Below are 16966 nucleotides of genomic sequence, written 5' to 3' on the forward strand. Positions count from 1 at the left end.
ACATGACTATCAATATTATCAGAAATTATTGGAGAGCTTATGTCTCAGGTCCCGGAATGCATTGCGAGCGAGCCGGAGGACGAGGTGTCCGAGGCGGTCGCCGCTCCCCCGACATTGCTGTTTGCCATCGCCACCGGCGTCATCATCATCAATCTCTTCGCGCCGCAGACGCTGGTCGGTATCATCGGCCCGTCACTCGGCTTTTCGGAAAGCGGTGCGGGTCTGGTGGCGATGGCCTCGTTGCTCGGCTATGCCGCCGGCCTGTTCTTCCTGGTGCCGCTGGCAGACCTGATGGAAAATCGCCAGCTGGTGCTGCGCATGCTCGTGTCAGCCTTGGTGATGGCGGTCGCTGCAGCTTTCGCACCGACAGGATGGAGCCTGCTGATCTTTCTCTTCCTATTGGGTGCGGCTTGCTCCGCGATCCAGATCCTCGTGCCGATCGCCGCAGCCATGGCGCCCCCGGAGCATCGCGGCCGAGTGATCGGCAATGTCATGAGCGGCGTGATGGTCGGCATATTGGTTTCGCGCCCGCTCGCAAGCCTGGTCGCCGATTTCTGGGGCTGGCGGAGCTTTTATGCCATCAGTGCCGCAGCCCTTGCGCTTCTCGCGGCCGTGCTTGCCCTGCGCCTGCCGGAGCGGCGTCCTTTGACCAATACCAGCTATGGAGCCCTTATCGGCTCGCTCTTCCAGCTGCTGCGCGATGAGCCGGTGCTGCGGCTGCGCGCCTTTACCGCCGCTCTGATGATGGCGAGCTTCAGCCTGTTCTGGACCTCCGTTGCCCTGCGTCTCGCCCAACCGCCATTCGCGCTCGGTCAGTCCGGTATCGCGCTGTTTGCGCTGGTGGGAGCCGGCGGTGCCGCCGCCACCTCCGCCTTCGGCCGCATGGGTGACAGGGGCTGGACACGGGTGGCGACACTGGTCTCGCACCTGATCCTGCTTGCCGCCATGGCACTCGCCGCCTGGGCGGGCGGGATACGCTCCGGCCACCCGCTAACCCTGCTGATCCTTCTCGGCGCCAGTGCAGTCATGCTCGATGTCGGCGTCACCGGCGATCAGACTTTGGGGCGCCGTGCCATCAATCTTCTGCGGCCCGAAGCCCGTGGACGCATCAATGGTCTCTTCGTGGGCATCTTCTTTCTTGGCGGCGCGCTGGGCTCGGCGCTTGCCGGCACGGCATGGGATTTTGGTGGCTGGGTTGCCGTCTGTGCAGCGGCCGCAGGCTTTGGCGTGGTTGCCTTGATCACAGGCCTTGCGGCGCGTATGTGAAGGATGCAAGGAAACGGTAACACTTGCCGCCGCGCCTCCGCATCGCCATATGCTAGCTCATTCAGGTGGGTGCCAGACAAGCATGGCAAAAGGGGTGCCCCTTGAAAGGAGCGTCCTTATGCCCGGCATTGCATGGTTCTACAGGTTGAAGGCGATCTTTGTGCGTGGCGTGCTCACGATAGCGCGCAGCACGAAAATTCCGCTGGGAACGACGATCATCTGGAAGCGCGGCAGCGTTCGCATCGGTGAAGTGGTGCGTTTCCGCAAGGGCGTCGTCATCGATGCGCAAAAGGGCAGCATCGATATTGGCAATCACGTTTCCTTCAACGAATATACAATTCTGTTGGGTAGTGGCGGGATTTCGATCGGCAACGACGTCCGGATCGCCGCCCATGCCATGGTCGTATCCTTCGATCATAATTTCGATGATCTCACTCAGCCCATCCGCCTGCAGGGTCTCACGAGGAAGCCTATCGTCATCGAGGATGATGTCTGGATCGGCGCGGGAGCGAAGATCCTGGGCGGCTCCCATATCGCTAAGGGATGCGTCATCGGCGCGAACGCCGTCGTTAAGGGAAAGACCGAGCCATACGGCATCTATGTCGGTGCGCCCGCCAGATTGCTGAAATGGCGCGGACAGAAAGATAGCCCCACTGCCGAAAATATCGAGCAGCTTCCTCCTTCGAAGAGATTGGCAAATCGATAGGCATTCACGCGTCAAAACAGGCGGCATTCGTTGAGACGTGCCGCCTGCCGTCTATTTGCTCATGATTTGCGATGGCGGCGTTCTCAGAATTCCGTCCAGTCCGCGTCCTTGCTTGTCGTTGCCGTTGGCTGATTGCCACTGAACGCGCTCAGCAATTTTTGACCGAGTGCGCGCGCCGGCGAAGGGGCCGGACGCGCCTTGGCGCCTTCGACAGCCCGGACGAGGGGAGCGGGGACAGGTCGTGGCAGGGGTCGCACAGTGGGCCGCGGAGCATTGGTTGCGGCAGGTGCCGCACGCACATGCGCAGCCTCGCCGCCGCTCGTGCGGAATTGGCCGAGGAGTGCCGCCAGAGAGGCGGCTTCGGTCGCCAGGCCGTGACTCGCAGCCGTGCTCTCCTCCACCATGGCGGCATTTTGCTGGGTGCCGTGATCCATGGCGTTGACGGCGGTATTGATCTCCTGCAGGCCGGCCGACTGCTCGCGCGAGGCTTCGGCGATCGCGTGCACATGCCGGTTGATTTCCTGTACGTCCGAGACGATGGCGTCGAGTGCCTTGCCGGTTTCGTTGACCAGGCCGACGCCGGTCCGGACATGCGTTTCGGACGCGGCGATGAGCGTCTTGATCTCCTTGGCGGCATTGGCGGACCGCTGGGCAAGCTCCCGGACTTCCTGGGCAACGACGGCAAAGCCCTTGCCGGCGTCACCGGCGCGGGCGGCTTCGACGCCGGCATTCAGTGCCAAAAGGTTGGTCTGGAAGGCGATCTCGTCGATCACCCCGATGATGTTGCTGATCTCATCGGAGGATTTTTCGATCTGCTGCATGGCTTCTACGGCATTGCGAATGACTTCGCCGGACCGCTCCGCTCCGGCGCGCGTATGGACGACGAGCTGGCTTGCTTCCTGCATACGCCTGGCGGCGTCCTTGACCGTCGTGGTGATCTGTTCCAGCGCGGCGGCGGTTTCCTCGACGGATGCCGCCTGTTGCTCCGTGCGCCTTGAAAGTTCGTCGGCGGCGCCGCGGACTTCGTTGGCACCGGCGTTGATGGCGCGGGCATTGGCGCCGACCGCCTGCATTGCCCCATTGAGCTTGAGGAGCGCGTTGTTGAAGTCCTGCCGCAATTGATCGAGATGCTCGACGAATTGGGTGTCGATGCGCGTCACAAGATCGCCTTCCGCAAGACGCTTCAAGCCATCGCCGACCGCTTGAACGGCCTGCTGCAGATGCGCTGCCTCGGCAGCCTGCCGAACCTCGCGTTGAGCGCGTTCGCTGTCGCTGAGCGTCCGGTCGGCTTCGGCCTGCGCCGCGAGCCGCGCGCGTTCGACCGCGTGGTCGCGGAACACGACGACGGCGGATGCCATTTGGCCGATCTCGTCGCGACGATCGCGGCCTTCGATCTCGCTTGCCGTATCGCCGCTGGCGAGCGTCGTCATGCGGTGATGCAGACGCATCAGCGGCGCTGCTATGCCTTTCTGCACGACATACATGCCGAAGATCAGGGCCAGAAGTGTCACGGCGCCGAGAGCGCCGAGCGTATAATCGATGGCGCTGTTGACCTCCGCCGACAAGGCATCGCCGCCGCTGTTCATTCGGTTTACCAGCGCATCGCCATTGGCTTGCATCTGCGTCATGAGCTTGAGCAGTTTGTCGTTGACCACGGCCATGCTCGCTTCGGCGCCTTTGGCGTCGCCATTCTTGCGCTGCTCGATGGTCTTGTTCGCGAGCGCTTGCAATTCGTCCAGGCCGGCGAGGATCGCGTCGATCGGCTGCTTCTGGGCGGGGACGAGGCTCTCGGCATGCTTCAGCCTGTCCTTCGCCTCGCTGAAATAGCCGCTGCCCGCCGCCACGGCCTTGAATGCATCGCTGCCGGGATCGAAATTCAGCATCAGGCTTGCCTGCAGTACCCCGGCCAGTGCGGCGGAATTCGAGCGCGCGCCTTCAGTCGCTGCCACAGCTTCCTGATCGAGGAAGGCGCTGTAGGCTTGGTCCGCCTTGCGGGCCTCGCCAGCGATATACAGCAGGCCGGCGAAGGAGATGATGCCGAGAAAAAGGATCACGGCGAGCATCTTGGTTTTGATTTTCAGGTTCCTGAACATGGTGGTCCATCTGGGGTGCCGCGCCTTATCGAGGAGAATGCGCAAGGGTCCGTCCGTCTTGGAAAGACGGTGAGGATCGCGCCGCCTGATATTCGCGGATGAAGCCGAATTTGCGGGATACCTTGCGAAGAAGGCTCGGACGACCTGCATCATGCGATCGGCTGCCGGGCCGACGTCGTCGATGCCGCGAGTACAATCAATAGAGTTTAATCGACCGCTAACGAGGATACCTGTGCGGCCGATTTCCCGTGTCAATTTTGCGCTTGTTCAAAATCTCGCAACCGGCCGGTGCGGCACGCGTCCGCCATTCATCTTGCGGACGCTGCCGCATCATTCCTTGGCGCGATATTCCCCCGGTGGCATGACTCTGCTACATCGGTTCGTGAATCAGGGATCGATACACACGACCGGAGGCTGGATCATCACCATGCGTGTTTGTCTTTCGTCGCCAACCTCCACAGCGAAGCTTCTGACACGCGCGGCGCTGATCGCCATGTCGTGCGCCTTGCCGCTTGCCGCCCAGGAAGCCAAGCCGCCGAGCCTGCCGATCCTGTTCGATGCGCGCGAGCGGCTGCCGAAACCTGACCTGTCTTCTTTGGTGAGATTGAGGTTCCTGACTTCGATCGATTTCCCGCCCTTCAATTTCGTCGATCAGAACGGCAAGCTCGCAGGCTTTCATGTCGAACTCGCCCGCAAGATCTGCGACGAACTCGGCATATCGGACAAATGCCAGATCCAGGCATTGCCGTTCAACGAGCTGCAGGGAGCACTCGCAGCTTCGCAGGGCGATGCGGTGATATCAGGCGTCGCCGTGACCTCGGAGCTGCGCAAGACCTTCGCCTTTTCGCGCCCCTTCCTGATGCTGCCGGCTCGCTTCGTCCGCAACCTCAAGGCCCCGATCAGTGGCACGACAGCCGCATCGCTTGCCGGACACTCGGTCGGCGTGGTCAAGGGGACGATGCACGAGGGGATGTTGGCCGCCTTCTTCCCGGCGATCAAGCCGGTGCCGTTTGACGACAAGGAAGCTCTGCTGGCGGCCGTCAAGGACGGTAAGGTCGATGCCGCCTTTGCCGACGGCTTGCAGCTTTCCTTCTGGGTATCGTCGCCGGCGGCGGAAAAATGCTGCGCCCTTTTTGACGGTCCCTATCTGTCGCAGCAGTTCCTCGGCGAAGGCATGACCATCATGTTGCGCGAGCAGGACGCCGATTTGACGGCGGCGATCAATCATGCCCTCGGCACCCTGTCGCGCGACGGCAGGCTGCAGGAAATCTATGTGCGTTATTTCCCTTACGGGCTCTATTGATCAGGCCTTGCGGTAGCGGGCAATCGCGCTGCGCTCGATGGCCGCGCAGGTGAGCTTGTCGAGGCTCAGGCGGTCGCGAAGCAGGCTGAGAAGGCGCAATTCCTCCGCCTTGACCGACAGATCGGCCGACGCAACTTCCACGGCGAGCGCATACGCCGTGTCGTAGAGCCGGACCGGCAAGGTGTCGCGCACGGTTTCAAGCACGATATCGAGCCCCTCATTGTTCGCCAGAAGCTTGGCGCAATCGCGGGAGACCGAGATCAGCGTCTCGTCGTCAAAACCCTTGAAAACCGGCAGTGCGTGGATGAGCTCGCCGATCCGGCTGAGTTCCCGGTCGTTCATCGTTCGGTCGACGGCCGATGCCAATACCATGACGTAGATAAGGGCCTCGTGAGCGGAAAGCGGCTTGTTCATGACAGGGCGAAGTCCTTCGAATTTGGCGGCAGACTGGAAAGTCGCGCGTCTCATGGCAAAAGCTGGTGGCGGAAGCAAGGCGTCAGATCGGATTGAGCGGATCTTCCTTGGGCAAGGCAGGTCCAAGGGTCGATTTTCCAGTCTTTCGTGGGTCGTCACCATACATGCCGCGCTGCTTCTGCTTTGCTTCCTCGACGAGTGGCATGAGCGGCGATCCGGGTTCCGGCTCGGCCCAGCCGAAGCGAACGAGCCAGGCGCTGAGATCGACGCGAACATAGCGGCAGGCGCCCTTCACCGTGCCCTGCCAGGTCGCGCTCGGCAGGTCGCAGTCGATGGTGCGTCCGCGCAAATACATGCGGAATGCCGTGCGGGCAGCCGATCCGCAAGGCCAGCTTTTGCCGCTTGGGCCGGTGCACATCCGATTGACATCGGTCGGAATGATGCCGGTGAGCTGCACGCTCTTGCCCGCAATGGTCAGCACGCCGGCCTGATCCGCGAAGGGTCGGACAAGCTCGATGGGCGTTGCCTGCTCCGGTGGCTTCTGCGCATCGCCGAGCGAGGCCTGCCCCGATTGCAGCTGGGGCGGAAGGGTCTGATGTTCGGATGCGGCCATCTGCCTGTCGATCTGATCGGCCGGCATCCGATTGTCCGGCGTCGGATCTGCCTGCGGGGATACCGGTGCGGCGTTGGGCTTGTCTGCCGCGACTTCGGTTGACCCTGAAGTCTGGTCGGAGGCCGTGTCCGTGTTTTTCAAGGCCCCTGGCGTTGGGAGGGCTGATTGCGCCGGCTGCGCCTCATCCGGCTTTGCCGAAGTGCCGTTCGACTGCATTGATACGGGAAGGGGCTTGTTCTCTTGCGGCGTTGCCGGCTGGGCAGTGGCCGCTTTGTTTTCCCCAACCTTGGTTACATCGCTGCCCGGTGCTTTTTCGTCATCGTCGGATACCGGTGTTGATCTTGCCGCGGCGGCAGATAGCTTAGTGTCGCTGTCGGACGTGGTTGTCGAAGCAGGTGTTGCGGCTGACGGTGTCACCTTATCCGGGGCTGGCTTCGCAGGCTGCGCCTTTGCCTGATCTTCGGGCTGCGTCTTGCTCGAGGCCGTTTCGACGGGTTTTGGCGCCTCGGTATTCCTCGGCGGCGTGAGATGGGCCTTGGCGGTCTCCGCCGGCCGATTTTCACTCGTCGCGCCGCTATCGCTTCGGTGGGGCAGGGCAAAACCATGCTCTCCCAGCTGGACCACGATCAGCGTCAACCACGAACCGACCACCGCGCCGGCCACACCTCCAAGCAAAAGATTACGACGCATACCGAGAAAACTTTCCTATTGGCTTGCCCATATGATCCGGGCGATCCATTCCACATCCGCCAGATCGAAGCTGCGGTTAGGGTGCTCGGGGTTGAGCGACATCAACTCGATCGAGCGTGCACTCTGCCTCAGCAAGACCTTGGCCATGACTTCGCCTTCGCGGGTCTTGACCACGACGCGGTCGTTTCGCCGGATCTGAGCCCCTGGTTCGACGATCAGAATGTCGCCGTCGCGGTAGAGCGGCAGCATGCTTTCACCCTGTATCTCCAGCGCATAGACGCCGGCCTCGTGCCCGGTCGCGGCGGGAAATTCCACCATATCCCAGCCCTGGCCCGCCGGGAAGCCGCCGTCATCGAAGAAGCCGCCGGCGCCTGCCTGGGCAAAACCGATCAACGGAATGGAGCTGCCGGGTGGTGAAATTCCCTGCGCGGACATCTCGCCACTCCGCAGGAAACCCAGAAATTGCTCCAGGCTCGCGCCTGTCGCATCCAGCACCTTGGCGATCGATTCCGTCGATGGCCAGCGCAGGCGCCCGTCCTGGCTCAGTCGCTTCGACTTGTTGAAGGACGTAGCATCGAGCCCGGCGCGGCGTGCCAGACCGGAGGGCGTCAAGGCATACCGCTCGGCGAGCCTGTCTATCGCACCCCATATCTGCTCATGTGACAGCATCGCCGCTCAGCATCCGCGCGCCGGCTCGTCCGGCGTTCAACTCATTTCAAAAAGGTTAACCGAGGCATTTTGGCGAGTAAAGGGCGAGATAGGAATACGGTCCTTTATCCCTGTGCTTTCATCGCCCGGGTATCCTGGGCCTCAGGTCTTCTGCGGCTGCGGCTTGGGGTCCGGCACTTCGTTCTGGAACTCCTTCGCCATGCCCATGAAGCCGCGCATGAATTTCTGCATGATGCCGAGCGTGCGATCGACATCGGCGTCGCTCGGAAGGCTTGATCCGTTGTTAGAGGCAACGGTCTTTTCCAGCTTGGTCACGCGGTCGGAGAGACGGTCGAGCTCGTCGTCATAGGCGGCGCGCTCGTCGGCGGCCATGCGGCAGACGAGGGTGCCGGTCTGATCCTGGCAGATGGACATCGCACCGGTCTGCCGGTCGAGGCGGACGAAATGATCGCCGCTGCGCTCCAGCTGGAAGCGCGTGGCATCCGGCTCGGCCGCGAATGCGGGTGCAGTCAGAAGAACAGCGGCGGGCAGAAGCAGGGCCGCGATGTCGATTCTCATTTCCTTCGTCATGTCATCCTCCGGATTTTCTGCTTAACTGTGCATCTTCGCGCACGTTTCCCCGTGGACATCGACGGCGGTTTTCGTGCAAAGCCCTATTAGAGCAAATGTTCACATAGGGATGATGACCGCGATGCCAGTGGTTTACAAGATCGTGCCGGACGCGCTCTGGCAGCAGGCCAGACAAACCGGCGTTTTTAATGGCGCGGCGATCGATCTGACTGATGGGTTCATTCATCTGTCCACGGCCAGGCAGGCGGTGAAAACCGCGGAGCTTTATTTCGCCGGCCAGACAGGGCTGCTGCTGGTGGCGGTCGATGGCGATGCGCTCGGCGACGAGCTGGTGTTCGAGCCTTCGCGCGGCGGCGATCTCTTCCCGCATCTTTATGCGCCGCTGCCGCTTTCGGCGGTGCTCTGGGAAAAGCCGTTGCCGATCGGTGCCGATGGTGCGCATGTGTTTCCGGAGATGGCCGAATGATCGGAGCCTTTCGTGACCTTGGCCGACGCGGCCTCTTCCTCCTCGATCCGGAAACGGCGCATGGCATGTCGATTGCCGCCCTGAAGTCCGGCCTCGTGCCGGCCTGCCGCGTCAGCGCCGATCCGCGCCTCCGCCAGACCGTGGCCGGGCTCGATTTCGCCAATCCCATCGGCATGGCGGCAGGCTTCGACAAGAACGCCGAGGTGCCGGAAGCGCTTCTGAAGCTCGGCTTCGGCTTTACCGAAATCGGCACGGTGACGCCGAAGCCGCAGCCCGGCAATCCGCGCCCGCGCATCTTCCGCCTGGTCGAGGACGAGGGCATCATCAACCGCCTCGGCTTCAACAATGAGGGCCATGCGGCGGCTCTCCGCCGGCTGCAGGCTGTTCGCGGCAAGGGCATCATCGGCGTCAATATCGGTGCGAACAAGGACAGCGTCGACCGCATCGCCGACTACGTCGCTGGCATCCGCCGCTTCTATTCCGTGGCGCGCTATTTCACCGCCAACATCTCCTCGCCCAATACGCCGGGCCTGCGCGATCTGCAGGGGCGCGAAAGCCTGTCGGCGCTGCTGTCAGCCGTGCTTGCCGCACGCGACGAGGAGGCAGCGAAGGCCGGCAAGCGTATCCCCGTCTTCCTCAAGATCGCGCCTGATCTGACAGAGGAGGGCATGGACGATATCGCCGCCGAAACCTTGGCCCATGCGCTGGATGGATTGATCATCTCCAACACCACGCTTTCGCGTGACGGGCTGAAGGATCAGCGGCAGGCCAAGGAGACCGGCGGCCTTTCCGGCAAGCCGGTCTTCGAGAAGTCGACCATTGTGCTGGCGAAGATGCGCCGCCGTGTCGGCAGCGCTCTCCCGATCATCGGGGTCGGCGGTGTCTCGTCGGCCGAGACGGCGCTGGAGAAGATCAAGGCAGGCGCCGATCTGGTGCAACTCTATTCCTGCATGGTCTACGAAGGGCGGGGCTTGCCGGGCCAGATCGTCGCCGGCCTGTCGAAGCTGCTCGATCGCGAGCGCGCCGGCTCGATCCGCGACCTGCGCGACATCAGGCTGGACTACTGGGCGAACCGGAACGTCTGATCGGCCCGTTTCTTCAGGCCCATGGCCAGGAAGATGCCGCGGAACAGCAGGAAGGCGTTCATGGCCATCCACAGGCCGTGATTGCCGAGCGTCGGCACGAAGACGGCAAGCGCTATAAGATAGCCGCCGAAGGACATCAGCATCCGGTTGCGCATGTCGCGCGACCAGGTGGCGCCGATGAAGACGCCGTCCATCAGGAAGGCGAGTGCGCCTGTCAGACCCGTGACGGCGGCCCATGGCAGATAGGTTTCGGCAGCGGCGCGAACTTCCTCCGAAGTCGTCAGCAGGCGGATCAGCGCCGGGCCGACGGTGAAGAAGAACACGGCAGCGGCAAGCGCCAGCCCGAAGGACCAAAGCCCGGTCAGCTTCACCCCGCGTTCGAAGGCGGGCCGATAGTTGGCGCCGATCGCGCGGCCGGTGATCTGCTCTGCGGCGTTCGCCAGTCCGTCGAGATAATAGCCGGATAGCAGGAAGAAGTTCATCAGTACCGCATTGGCCGCCAGCATCACCGCGCCGAAGCTGTTGCCGATGCGCGTCATCAGCGTGAAGGCGCCGATCAGCACGAAGGTCCGGATGAGGATATCGCGGTTGAGCGCGAAGAGCTGCGTGAGTTTGGCGCGCGACAGCAATTCGGCGCGCGCCGGCCTGTCTTCGCCGGCGAAACCGCGCAGCACGATAGCGAGCCCCAGCATTGTGCCGGTCGCCTCACCGATCAGCGTGCCCCAGGCGACGCCTGCAACGCCCCAGCCGAGCCAGAGGCCGAGAAGGATGGCGAGCACGATGTTGACGCCGTTGATGACGGTCTGCAGCAGTAGCCCGATGCGGCCCTGGCCGCGACCGAGCACGAAGCCGAGCAGCGCGTAGTTGGCAAGTGCTGCCGGGCCGGAGAGCATGCGGATGGAGAAATAGGTGCGTGTCGCCTCGGCGATGGTGCCTTGCGGCCCCATCAGCTTGATGCCGAGCCAGAGTAGGACGGGCGACAGCACGACCATCAGGATACCGGAGCCGAGCGCCGAGATCAGGGCGCGCCAGAAGACGGCCTGCTGCTCGTGCCGGTCATGGCGGCCATAGGCCTGTGCGGTGAGCCCGGTCGTGGAGGCGCGCAGGAAGTTGAAGCTTGCGAAGATGAGATCGAAGAGCACCGCGCCGATTGCGAGCCCCGCAAGCGCATCCGGCTGGCCGAGATGGCCGACGACGGCGGTGTCGGCGAGACCGAGCAGCGGCGTCGTCATGAAGCCGAGGGTCATCGGAAGCGCGATCGACAGCACGAGCCGATGCGTCACGTCGAAGGGCAGGACCCTTCCGCTCGCTTCCTGAACATTCATATCTGCTTCGCGCCTCCTCAAACCGTGGAGAGCACCATGGACCAATAGGGCTTGCTACCGGAAGAGGGGGCATAGGCAAGAGCAACGCCGATACCGTCATATTTGCCGAGCATGTTGTGCAAATGCTTCGGCGAATTGATCCAGGCCGTGACAGCGGCGTTCACGTCGCGCTGGCCCTCGGCGATGTTTTCGGCGGCCGGCAGCTTGACGCCGCTTGCCTTGACCCGCTTGCCGAAATCGTCACCGATCCCGATCAGATGTTCCATCTTGCCGGCATCCGCCATGCGTCGCGCCTGATAGACGGCGGCGGTGCTGGCGGCGGTATCGATCTTCAGCGGCGGCAGCCCGTTCTTGGCACGCAGCGCGTTGACGAGCGGCAGGGCGGAGGCGGTCTGGTCGCTGGCCGGCGTATTGGAAAGGCGGGCAGGCGGGGTGGCGCAGCTCGCGACGGAGGCAGCGAGCGCAAGGGCGGCGAGGCGCAGCGTATCGCGGCGCGTATAAGGCAGTGTCTGGGAGTTCATGTCAGCGGTTATAATTGAACAATCGGAGTATGATGAAGAGCGGGATGACGATGGATGCGCCAATAACCAGATAATCACCGAACTCACCGAGCGCAGCAAAGCCGCTGTGCCAGAGATCGACGACGAAGCGGCGCACACCGTTGAGGAAATCGAGCGGCCGCCAGCCGAAGAACTTCATCACGAAGCCGACGACGAGCGACACGACAATGAGCTTCACTACTGTGCGGCCCGGCGAGTCGCCGAGGAATCTGTTCACCTGATCGGACATGCTGACGTCTCCATAATGGCAGTCGGTCGGTTTTGAGATAGGGCTGCGGGCTGCAACGCGCAAGCGCTTTTGGCCGGCACTTATCTCAAACACGCGTCTGCCTGAAATAGGACTTGAGTTTTTTTGTGACCGCGTCCAAAGCCGAGCGTCAAACAGGATCGAACCCATGCTGCCGAGCCAGCTCTCCTCCGGCGATGTCATTGCCGACCGTCGTGCCGACTATGCGAAAATGCTTGCCGAAGGCGGCGAGCCAGCGAGCGCCGCCGAATTGATGGAACAGGCGCTGGAGCTTGTGCCGCGCTGGACCGCGGGCTGGTTCACCCTCGCGACCTATCGCGAAAAGGCCGGCGATGCGCCGGGCGCGATCGCGGCATTGAACGAGGTGCTGGCGCTGGATGCCGGCGACGTCTTCGGCGCGCGCCTGAAGCTTGCGGTTCTCGGAGCAGTCGAGGTGCCGGACCGGCCCCCGAGCCTTTACGTCGAGCGGCTGTTCGACGATTACGCCGATCGGTTCGAGACTTCGCTGGTGGGGAAGCTTGGCTATAGCGTTCCGGGCAAGCTTGCGGCCCTGATCGCCGGCACGGCCAATATATCAGCGCATTTCCAACTCGCCGTCGATCTCGGCTGCGGCACCGGCCTGTTCGGGCCGGAGATCCGCGAGCGCGTCGATCGGCTCGAAGGCTTCGATCTGTCGAAGGGCATGCTCGCCAAGGCTGCCGAAAAGGGTGTCTACGACCATCTCGGCCAGGCCGATCTGTCGCTGGATCCGCTTCTGTCGGGCGTTTTCGATGCCGGGCTGGCGCCGGGGCGGGCGGATCTCATCACCGCCGCCGATGTCTTGATGTATCTAGGCGATCTGCATGGCGTCATGGCGATCACGCGCATGCTGGCAACGGATGGCGCCATCTTCGCTTTTTCGGTCGAGGATGCCGAGCGGCCGGGAGGCTATACCTTGCGCGATTCTCTGCGCTTCGCCCATTCTGAAGCCTATGTGAAGCAGATACTGGCCGATCACGGCTTTGACGTGCAGGACTTAGCCCGCAGCATCATTCGCATGGATGCCGGAAAACCGGTCCATGGCATTCTGTTCATTGCCCGCAAATCCGCCTGACCGATCGAATCTTGCGAAATTCAAATAGGTCAGTATACCTTACATATTTCCCTTGATTGTCGGCCAAGCTTTGAGCAAATTCCCCGAAAACAAAGGGGAAAGCACATGGCGAACCTGAAGAGCGCCTTTGGCGTCTGGAACACGTCCGCAACCCGGCATTCGCTGGTCGAGGATATCCAGGGCATAGTTTCCGGCAGTCTAGTTTCGTCGCTCGGGCTTTTCTGCCTTTCGAGCGCCGGGCTGTTGACGGGCAGCACTGCTGGCGTCGCCTTCCTGTTGCACTACGCGATCGGCGTGAACTTCGGCCTGGCCTTCTTCGTGGTCAATCTGCCGTTCTTCTATCTGTCGCTGAAGCAGCTCGGTCCCGCCTTCACGGTGAAGACCTTCATCGCCATTGCGCTGACCTCACTGCTGACCAACCTTCAGCCGCGCCTGTTCGAGGTGGCCCATATCAATGCCTTCTGGTCGGCACTTCTCGGCGGCGTCCTGCTCGGCTTCGGGCTGCTCGCACTTTACCGTCACCGCGCCAGCCTGGGCGGTGTCGGCATATTGGGGATCTATTTGCAGGAGCGTTTCGGCATACGTGCAGGGTTAGTGCAGCTTGCGGTCGACCTGTGCGTTCTCGCGGTCGCCTTCGCAGTGACCTCGCCATTCGTGGTCATCTGCTCGGTGTTGGGCGCAATCGCCCTCAACCTCTTCCTCGCGATCAATCACCGCTCGGATCGTTATATCGCCTTCTAGGCGGCCAGCGATTTACTGTTTGCGGGTCTCGTCGGATTCAGCGATCGCGGCTTCGTGATACCAGCTGTCGAATGCAGCTGTTGCGATGCTCGCGCCGATGTCCGGGGTGAGGTTGAGCTTAGCGCGCTGGCTCGCCGCGGTAGGGCGGGCCTTGACGGGAAACTGAAAGATCTTTGCCGTTTCGTGTTGAACACGGATTACCATTCTTTGTCTCTCCTTTTGGTGTTCAAGCGGGCGTGCTTGAAGAGACAACTCATATATAGCAGAGCCAAACGCAGATTTCAGCATTTTGCTCAAAAAAAATGCTAAACGTTGAAATTATAGGCAATTTAGATGTCGCCAGATCGGCAACCCCTGCTCGGGCCTGCCGATTTTCCGGGCCGGACCGAATCGGCAGGGGTGCGACAAGTTGGCAGCCCCTGCCGCCGAGCGGCTTACGATTTGAAAAGATTCGGGCATTTAGTGCTCATAAATCCCCGCGCAAAAGCGCGCGAATTGCGAAATCCTCGTCGATCGAGTGGAACGGCCGTGTAATCTGGCATGTCAAATGCATGTCCTGTGACAGCCGTTTGTAGTGAAGGATTTTTCGGCGGGCGTGCCGGCAATTTTTTCTACTTCGCCTGATTAACAGTTATGAGGTGCGTAATGACGAAATTTAAGCTCGAGTATATCTGGCTCGACGGGTACACCCCGGTACCGAACCTGCGCGGTAAAACGCAGATCAAGGAATTCGACGCATTTCCGACGCTTGAGCAGCTTCCGCTTTGGGGCTTTGACGGTTCGTCGACGATGCAGGCAGAAGGCCGCAGCTCCGACTGCGTGCTCAAGCCCGTCGCCCTCTATCCCGACCCGGCCCGTACCAACGGTGCTCTCGTCATGTGCGAAGTCATGATGCCGGACGGCGTTACGCCGCACGCTTCCAACAGCCGCGCGACCATCCTTGACGATGAAGATGCATGGTTCGGCTTCGAGCAGGAATACTTCTTCTACAAGGACGGCCGTCCGCTCGGCTTCCCGGAAGCCGGCTACCCGGCTCCGCAGGGCCCGTACTACACCGGTGTTGGCTACAGCAATGTCGGCGACGTTGCGCGCGAGATCGTCGAAGAGCATCTCGACCTCTGCCTGGAAGCCGGCATCAACCACGAAGGCATCAACGCCGAAGTGGCCAAGGGCCAGTGGGAATTCCAGATTTTCGGCAAGGGCTCCAAGAAAGCCGCCGACCAGATCTGGATGGCCCGCTACCTGCTGCAGCGCCTGACGGAAAAGTACGGCATCGACATCGAGTTCCATTGCAAGCCGCTCGGCGACACCGACTGGAACGGCTCGGGCATGCACTGCAACTTCTCGACCAAGTTCATGCGCGAAGTCGGCGGCAAGGCCTATTTCGAAGCGCTCATGGCTCAGTTCGACAAGAACCTCGACGACCATATCGCCGTCTACGGCCCGGACAACGACAAGCGTCTGACCGGCAAGCACGAAACGGCTCCGTGGAACAAGTTCAGCTACGGCGTTGCCGACCGCGGCGCTTCGATCCGCGTCCCGCACTCGTTCATCAAGAACGACTACAAGGGCTACCTCGAAGATCGTCGCCCGAACTCGCAAGGCGACCCCTACCAGATCGCTTCGCAGGTTCTGAAGACCATCTCGGAAGTCTCGACTGAAGGCTTCGCTTCGGCTGCTGCCTAAGTGTTTTAGTTATGGCGTCGGTCTTCTGGATCGACGCCATAATTGTATCTGGGGGTATGGAATTCGAAATCGGGTGATTGTTCAGTTGTCGCACCTCCGCCACCCCCCTCTGTCCCTTTCGGGACATCTCCCCCACAAGGGGGGAGATTGATGGCGCGTAGCGCCCTCTCGCATTAAACTACTATCGTATCTGCTGAAGTTGATGCCTGTTGTCTTTGGTGGGCGTGCGGCAAGCGCCCGACGATCTCCCCCTTGTGGGGGAGATGTCACGAAGTGACAGGGGGGTAAGCTCCCCTGCAATCCGAAGCGTATTATTCCCGTCAAGCCGCCTTGTTTGCCGCATCGACCGGATGCAGCGCGCGGAAGCCGACGGCAAGGCGGTTCCAGATGTTGATCGCGCCGATCGCCACCGTGATCTTGACGATCTCCTCTTCGCTGAAATGCTGCTTCAGCGGCTCGTAGTCGGCATCCGGTATGCCCGTTTGGGAAATCTTGGTGACGGAGTCGACCCAGCGAAGCAGGGCGCGTTCGCGGTCGTCATAAACAGGCGATTCCCACCAGACGCACATGAGGTTGATCCACTGTTCGCCAAGGCCGTCGTGCCGGGCTTCCTTCACATGCATGTCGACGCAATAGGCGCAGCCATTGATCTGCGAGGCGCGAAGCTTGATCAGGTGGATGAAGCGGCGTTCGAGGCCTGAGGCCTGGACGAAGTTTTCCAGCGCGGTGACAGCCTTGTAGGAGTCGGGCGAGGCTTTGGCGAAATTGAAACGGGGATGCATGGTCTTCTCCTGGAGTTCTCGTTCTTGGGGGTTCAGCTCTTGGTCTTGCGTTCATGGATCGCGAGGAAGGCGCAGCCCCTCGCGTTTATGCCGCCGTCCGTGTCCGTCTGCCTGAGATCGGTCAGCACGTCGGCGATGCTGGTTTTCGCCAGTTCGGCCCGATAGACGCGTTCGGCCGCCAGCATGACGGCGTTGATGCCGCAGGGCTTGGCGAAATAGCGCCCCGGCAATGGGCTCGGGCCGCGCTGGCGGATTTCCGCGCAGCGGAAGGCAGGCGCCGGGCCTTCGGCCGCCAGCACGATATCAAGTAGGCTGATCGCCTCGGGCTTACGCGCCAGCCGGTAGCCGCCCTTCGGCCCCGGAACCGTATCGAGAATGCCGGCGCCCGAAAGCGCCTGCAGATGCTTCAGAAGATAACTCACCGAGACGCCGTGATATTCGGCAAGGGCGGCTGCCGAAAGCACGCCGCCATCCGACAATCCTGCCAGCATGGCAACGCAATGGATGGATTGTTCGACGCCGTCTCCGAGTTTCATTTCTCAGCCTTTCTAATCATGGATATTTTTTATCCGCGATTATGGCGTGTGTCAATTTCCTTTTGATGGGGCCTGCATGGAGTCTGAAAGGCGGCTTTCTGTATGCCGCGCCTCTGATACC

The 16966-nt window shown here is 61.8% G+C and carries 19 protein-coding genes; 8 read left to right on the forward strand and 11 right to left on the reverse strand.

The window, feature by feature from the left end; all coding sequences use genetic code 11:
* The first annotated feature begins 39 nt into the window (after window positions 1-39).
* Both JTP94_RS05120 and JTP94_RS05125 read left to right on the forward strand, forming a co-directional pair.
* Entirely contained in the window at window positions 40-1266 is a 1227-nt protein-coding gene (locus JTP94_RS05120; protein WP_204849448.1) for an MFS transporter, read from the forward strand.
* A 118-nt stretch (window positions 1267-1384) separates the two neighbouring features.
* The gene (locus JTP94_RS05125) at window positions 1385-1972 is read left to right on the forward strand and encodes a DapH/DapD/GlmU-related protein (RefSeq protein ID WP_204849449.1); all 588 of its coding nucleotides are present in this window, start codon (window positions 1385-1387) and stop codon (window positions 1970-1972) included.
* Between the two features lie 83 nt (window positions 1973-2055).
* Here JTP94_RS05125 and JTP94_RS05130 read toward each other — a convergent pair whose 3' ends face one another.
* The gene (locus JTP94_RS05130; RefSeq protein ID WP_204849565.1) at window positions 2056-4065 is read right to left on the reverse strand and encodes a methyl-accepting chemotaxis protein; all 2010 of its coding nucleotides are present in this window, start codon (window positions 4063-4065) and stop codon (window positions 2056-2058) included.
* 493 nt (window positions 4066-4558) lie between these two features.
* On the opposite strand from JTP94_RS05130, the gene JTP94_RS05135 reads away from it, so the two are divergent.
* Window positions 4559-5368 carry a transporter substrate-binding domain-containing protein gene (locus JTP94_RS05135; protein ID WP_246754662.1) on the forward strand — a complete coding sequence of 270 codons (810 nt, stop codon included), beginning with the start codon at window positions 4559-4561 and terminating at the stop codon, window positions 5366-5368.
* On the opposite strand, the gene JTP94_RS05140 is transcribed toward JTP94_RS05135, so the two are convergent.
* From JTP94_RS05140 to JTP94_RS05155, 4 genes are all read right to left on the reverse strand, one after another.
* A complete protein-coding gene (locus JTP94_RS05140; RefSeq protein WP_204849566.1) occupies window positions 5369-5782 on the reverse strand; it encodes a tellurite resistance TerB family protein in 414 nt (137 codons plus the stop codon).
* Between the two features lie 82 nt (window positions 5783-5864).
* Window positions 5865-7085 (reverse strand): hypothetical protein, encoded by a 1221-nt coding sequence (locus JTP94_RS05145; RefSeq protein ID WP_204849451.1) that lies wholly within the window; start codon window positions 7083-7085, stop codon window positions 5865-5867.
* Between the two features lie 15 nt (window positions 7086-7100).
* On the reverse strand, window positions 7101-7754 hold the full coding sequence (locus tag JTP94_RS05150) for a helix-turn-helix transcriptional regulator (RefSeq protein WP_204849452.1): 654 nt from the start codon (window positions 7752-7754) through the stop codon (window positions 7101-7103).
* A gap of 141 nt (window positions 7755-7895) precedes the next feature.
* Complete coding sequence (locus JTP94_RS05155) at window positions 7896-8324, reverse strand: hypothetical protein (RefSeq protein WP_246754656.1); 429 nt, start codon at window positions 8322-8324, stop codon at window positions 7896-7898.
* A 109-nt stretch (window positions 8325-8433) separates the two neighbouring features.
* Between JTP94_RS05155 and JTP94_RS05160 the strand changes: the two genes are divergently transcribed.
* Entirely contained in the window at window positions 8434-8790 is a 357-nt protein-coding gene (locus tag JTP94_RS05160) for a DUF952 domain-containing protein (protein WP_204849453.1), read from the forward strand.
* Window positions 8787-9875, forward strand: a complete 1089-nt coding sequence (locus JTP94_RS05165) for a quinone-dependent dihydroorotate dehydrogenase (protein ID WP_204849454.1) — start codon at window positions 8787-8789, stop codon at window positions 9873-9875. Before JTP94_RS05160 ends, JTP94_RS05165 begins: the two co-directional genes overlap by 4 nt.
* On the opposite strand, the gene JTP94_RS05170 is transcribed toward JTP94_RS05165, so the two are convergent.
* Genes JTP94_RS05170 through JTP94_RS05180 form a run of 3 tightly spaced genes read right to left on the reverse strand, consistent with a single transcriptional unit; the run spans window position 9851 to window position 11989 of the window.
* On the reverse strand, window positions 9851-11200 hold the full coding sequence (locus tag JTP94_RS05170; protein WP_204849455.1) for an MATE family efflux transporter: 1350 nt from the start codon (window positions 11198-11200) through the stop codon (window positions 9851-9853). The two genes, JTP94_RS05165 and JTP94_RS05170, sit on opposite strands and share 25 nt — an antisense overlap.
* A 17-nt stretch (window positions 11201-11217) precedes the next feature.
* Complete coding sequence (locus JTP94_RS05175; protein WP_204849456.1) at window positions 11218-11721, reverse strand: CAP domain-containing protein; 504 nt, start codon at window positions 11719-11721, stop codon at window positions 11218-11220.
* 1 nt (window position 11722) lies between these two features.
* Entirely contained in the window at window positions 11723-11989 is a 267-nt protein-coding gene (locus JTP94_RS05180) for a DUF6460 domain-containing protein (protein ID WP_204849457.1), read from the reverse strand.
* Between the two features lie 166 nt (window positions 11990-12155).
* Here JTP94_RS05180 and JTP94_RS05185 point away from each other — a divergent pair, with 166 nt between their 5' ends.
* The gene (locus JTP94_RS05185) at window positions 12156-13100 is read left to right on the forward strand and encodes a methyltransferase domain-containing protein (RefSeq protein WP_204849458.1); all 945 of its coding nucleotides are present in this window, start codon (window positions 12156-12158) and stop codon (window positions 13098-13100) included.
* Window positions 13101-13205: 105 nt separating this feature from the next.
* A complete protein-coding gene (locus JTP94_RS05190; protein ID WP_204849459.1) occupies window positions 13206-13841 on the forward strand; it encodes a YitT family protein in 636 nt (211 codons plus the stop codon).
* Between the two features lie 12 nt (window positions 13842-13853).
* On the opposite strand, the gene JTP94_RS05195 is transcribed toward JTP94_RS05190, so the two are convergent.
* Window positions 13854-14045: a DUF2735 domain-containing protein gene (locus tag JTP94_RS05195; RefSeq protein WP_204849460.1), complete on the reverse strand. Its 192-nt coding sequence runs from the start codon at window positions 14043-14045 to the stop codon at window positions 13854-13856.
* A 441-nt stretch (window positions 14046-14486) separates the two neighbouring features.
* Here JTP94_RS05195 and JTP94_RS05200 point away from each other — a divergent pair, with 441 nt between their 5' ends.
* On the forward strand, window positions 14487-15527 hold the full coding sequence (locus JTP94_RS05200) for a glutamine synthetase beta-grasp domain-containing protein (RefSeq protein WP_204849461.1): 1041 nt from the start codon (window positions 14487-14489) through the stop codon (window positions 15525-15527).
* 320 nt (window positions 15528-15847) lie between these two features.
* On the opposite strand, the gene JTP94_RS05205 is transcribed toward JTP94_RS05200, so the two are convergent.
* Window positions 15848-16309, reverse strand: coding sequence for a carboxymuconolactone decarboxylase family protein (locus JTP94_RS05205; RefSeq protein WP_204849462.1), 462 nt, complete (start codon window positions 16307-16309; stop codon window positions 15848-15850).
* Between the two features lie 32 nt (window positions 16310-16341).
* Window positions 16342-16845, reverse strand: a complete 504-nt coding sequence (locus JTP94_RS05210) for an Rrf2 family transcriptional regulator (protein ID WP_204849463.1) — start codon at window positions 16843-16845, stop codon at window positions 16342-16344.
* Between the last annotated feature and the right edge of the window lie 121 nt (window positions 16846-16966).

This window comes from Martinezella lusitana (genome assembly GCF_016901135.1).
GTDB lineage: Bacteria > Pseudomonadota > Alphaproteobacteria > Rhizobiales > Rhizobiaceae > Rhizobium > Rhizobium lusitanum_D.

What these genes read in the sequence shown, in the direction of transcription:
- JTP94_RS05145 (WP_204849451.1), bottom strand. Translation starts at nt 7,085, where the DNA reads ATGCGTCGTAATCTTTTGCTTGGAGGTGTGGCCGGCGCGGTGGTCGGT.
- JTP94_RS05195 (WP_204849460.1), bottom strand. Translation starts at nt 14,045, where the DNA reads ATGGTAATCCGTGTTCAACACGAAACGGCAAAGATCTTTCAGTTTCCC.
- JTP94_RS05135 (WP_246754662.1), top strand. Translation starts at nt 4,559, where the DNA reads ATGTCGTGCGCCTTGCCGCTTGCCGCCCAGGAAGCCAAGCCGCCGAGC.
- JTP94_RS05160 (WP_204849453.1), top strand. Translation starts at nt 8,434, where the DNA reads ATGATGACCGCGATGCCAGTGGTTTACAAGATCGTGCCGGACGCGCTC.
- JTP94_RS05170 (WP_204849455.1), bottom strand. Translation starts at nt 11,200, where the DNA reads ATGAATGTTCAGGAAGCGAGCGGAAGGGTCCTGCCCTTCGACGTGACG.
- JTP94_RS05205 (WP_204849462.1), bottom strand. Translation starts at nt 16,309, where the DNA reads ATGCATCCCCGTTTCAATTTCGCCAAAGCCTCGCCCGACTCCTACAAG.
- JTP94_RS05155 (WP_246754656.1), bottom strand. Translation starts at nt 8,324, where the DNA reads ATGACGAAGGAAATGAGAATCGACATCGCGGCCCTGCTTCTGCCCGCC.
- JTP94_RS05125 (WP_204849449.1), top strand. Translation starts at nt 1,385, where the DNA reads ATGCCCGGCATTGCATGGTTCTACAGGTTGAAGGCGATCTTTGTGCGT.
- JTP94_RS05130 (WP_204849565.1), bottom strand. Translation starts at nt 4,065, where the DNA reads ATGTTCAGGAACCTGAAAATCAAAACCAAGATGCTCGCCGTGATCCTT.
- JTP94_RS05165 (WP_204849454.1), top strand. Translation starts at nt 8,787, where the DNA reads ATGATCGGAGCCTTTCGTGACCTTGGCCGACGCGGCCTCTTCCTCCTC.
- JTP94_RS05200 (WP_204849461.1), top strand. Translation starts at nt 14,487, where the DNA reads ATGACGAAATTTAAGCTCGAGTATATCTGGCTCGACGGGTACACCCCG.
- JTP94_RS05180 (WP_204849457.1), bottom strand. Translation starts at nt 11,989, where the DNA reads ATGTCCGATCAGGTGAACAGATTCCTCGGCGACTCGCCGGGCCGCACA.
- JTP94_RS05120 (WP_204849448.1), top strand. Translation starts at nt 40, where the DNA reads ATGTCTCAGGTCCCGGAATGCATTGCGAGCGAGCCGGAGGACGAGGTG.
- JTP94_RS05150 (WP_204849452.1), bottom strand. Translation starts at nt 7,754, where the DNA reads ATGCTGTCACATGAGCAGATATGGGGTGCGATAGACAGGCTCGCCGAG.
- JTP94_RS05185 (WP_204849458.1), top strand. Translation starts at nt 12,156, where the DNA reads ATGCTGCCGAGCCAGCTCTCCTCCGGCGATGTCATTGCCGACCGTCGT.
- JTP94_RS05190 (WP_204849459.1), top strand. Translation starts at nt 13,206, where the DNA reads ATGGCGAACCTGAAGAGCGCCTTTGGCGTCTGGAACACGTCCGCAACC.
- JTP94_RS05210 (WP_204849463.1), bottom strand. Translation starts at nt 16,845, where the DNA reads ATGAAACTCGGAGACGGCGTCGAACAATCCATCCATTGCGTTGCCATG.
- JTP94_RS05140 (WP_204849566.1), bottom strand. Translation starts at nt 5,782, where the DNA reads ATGAACAAGCCGCTTTCCGCTCACGAGGCCCTTATCTACGTCATGGTA.
- JTP94_RS05175 (WP_204849456.1), bottom strand. Translation starts at nt 11,721, where the DNA reads ATGAACTCCCAGACACTGCCTTATACGCGCCGCGATACGCTGCGCCTC.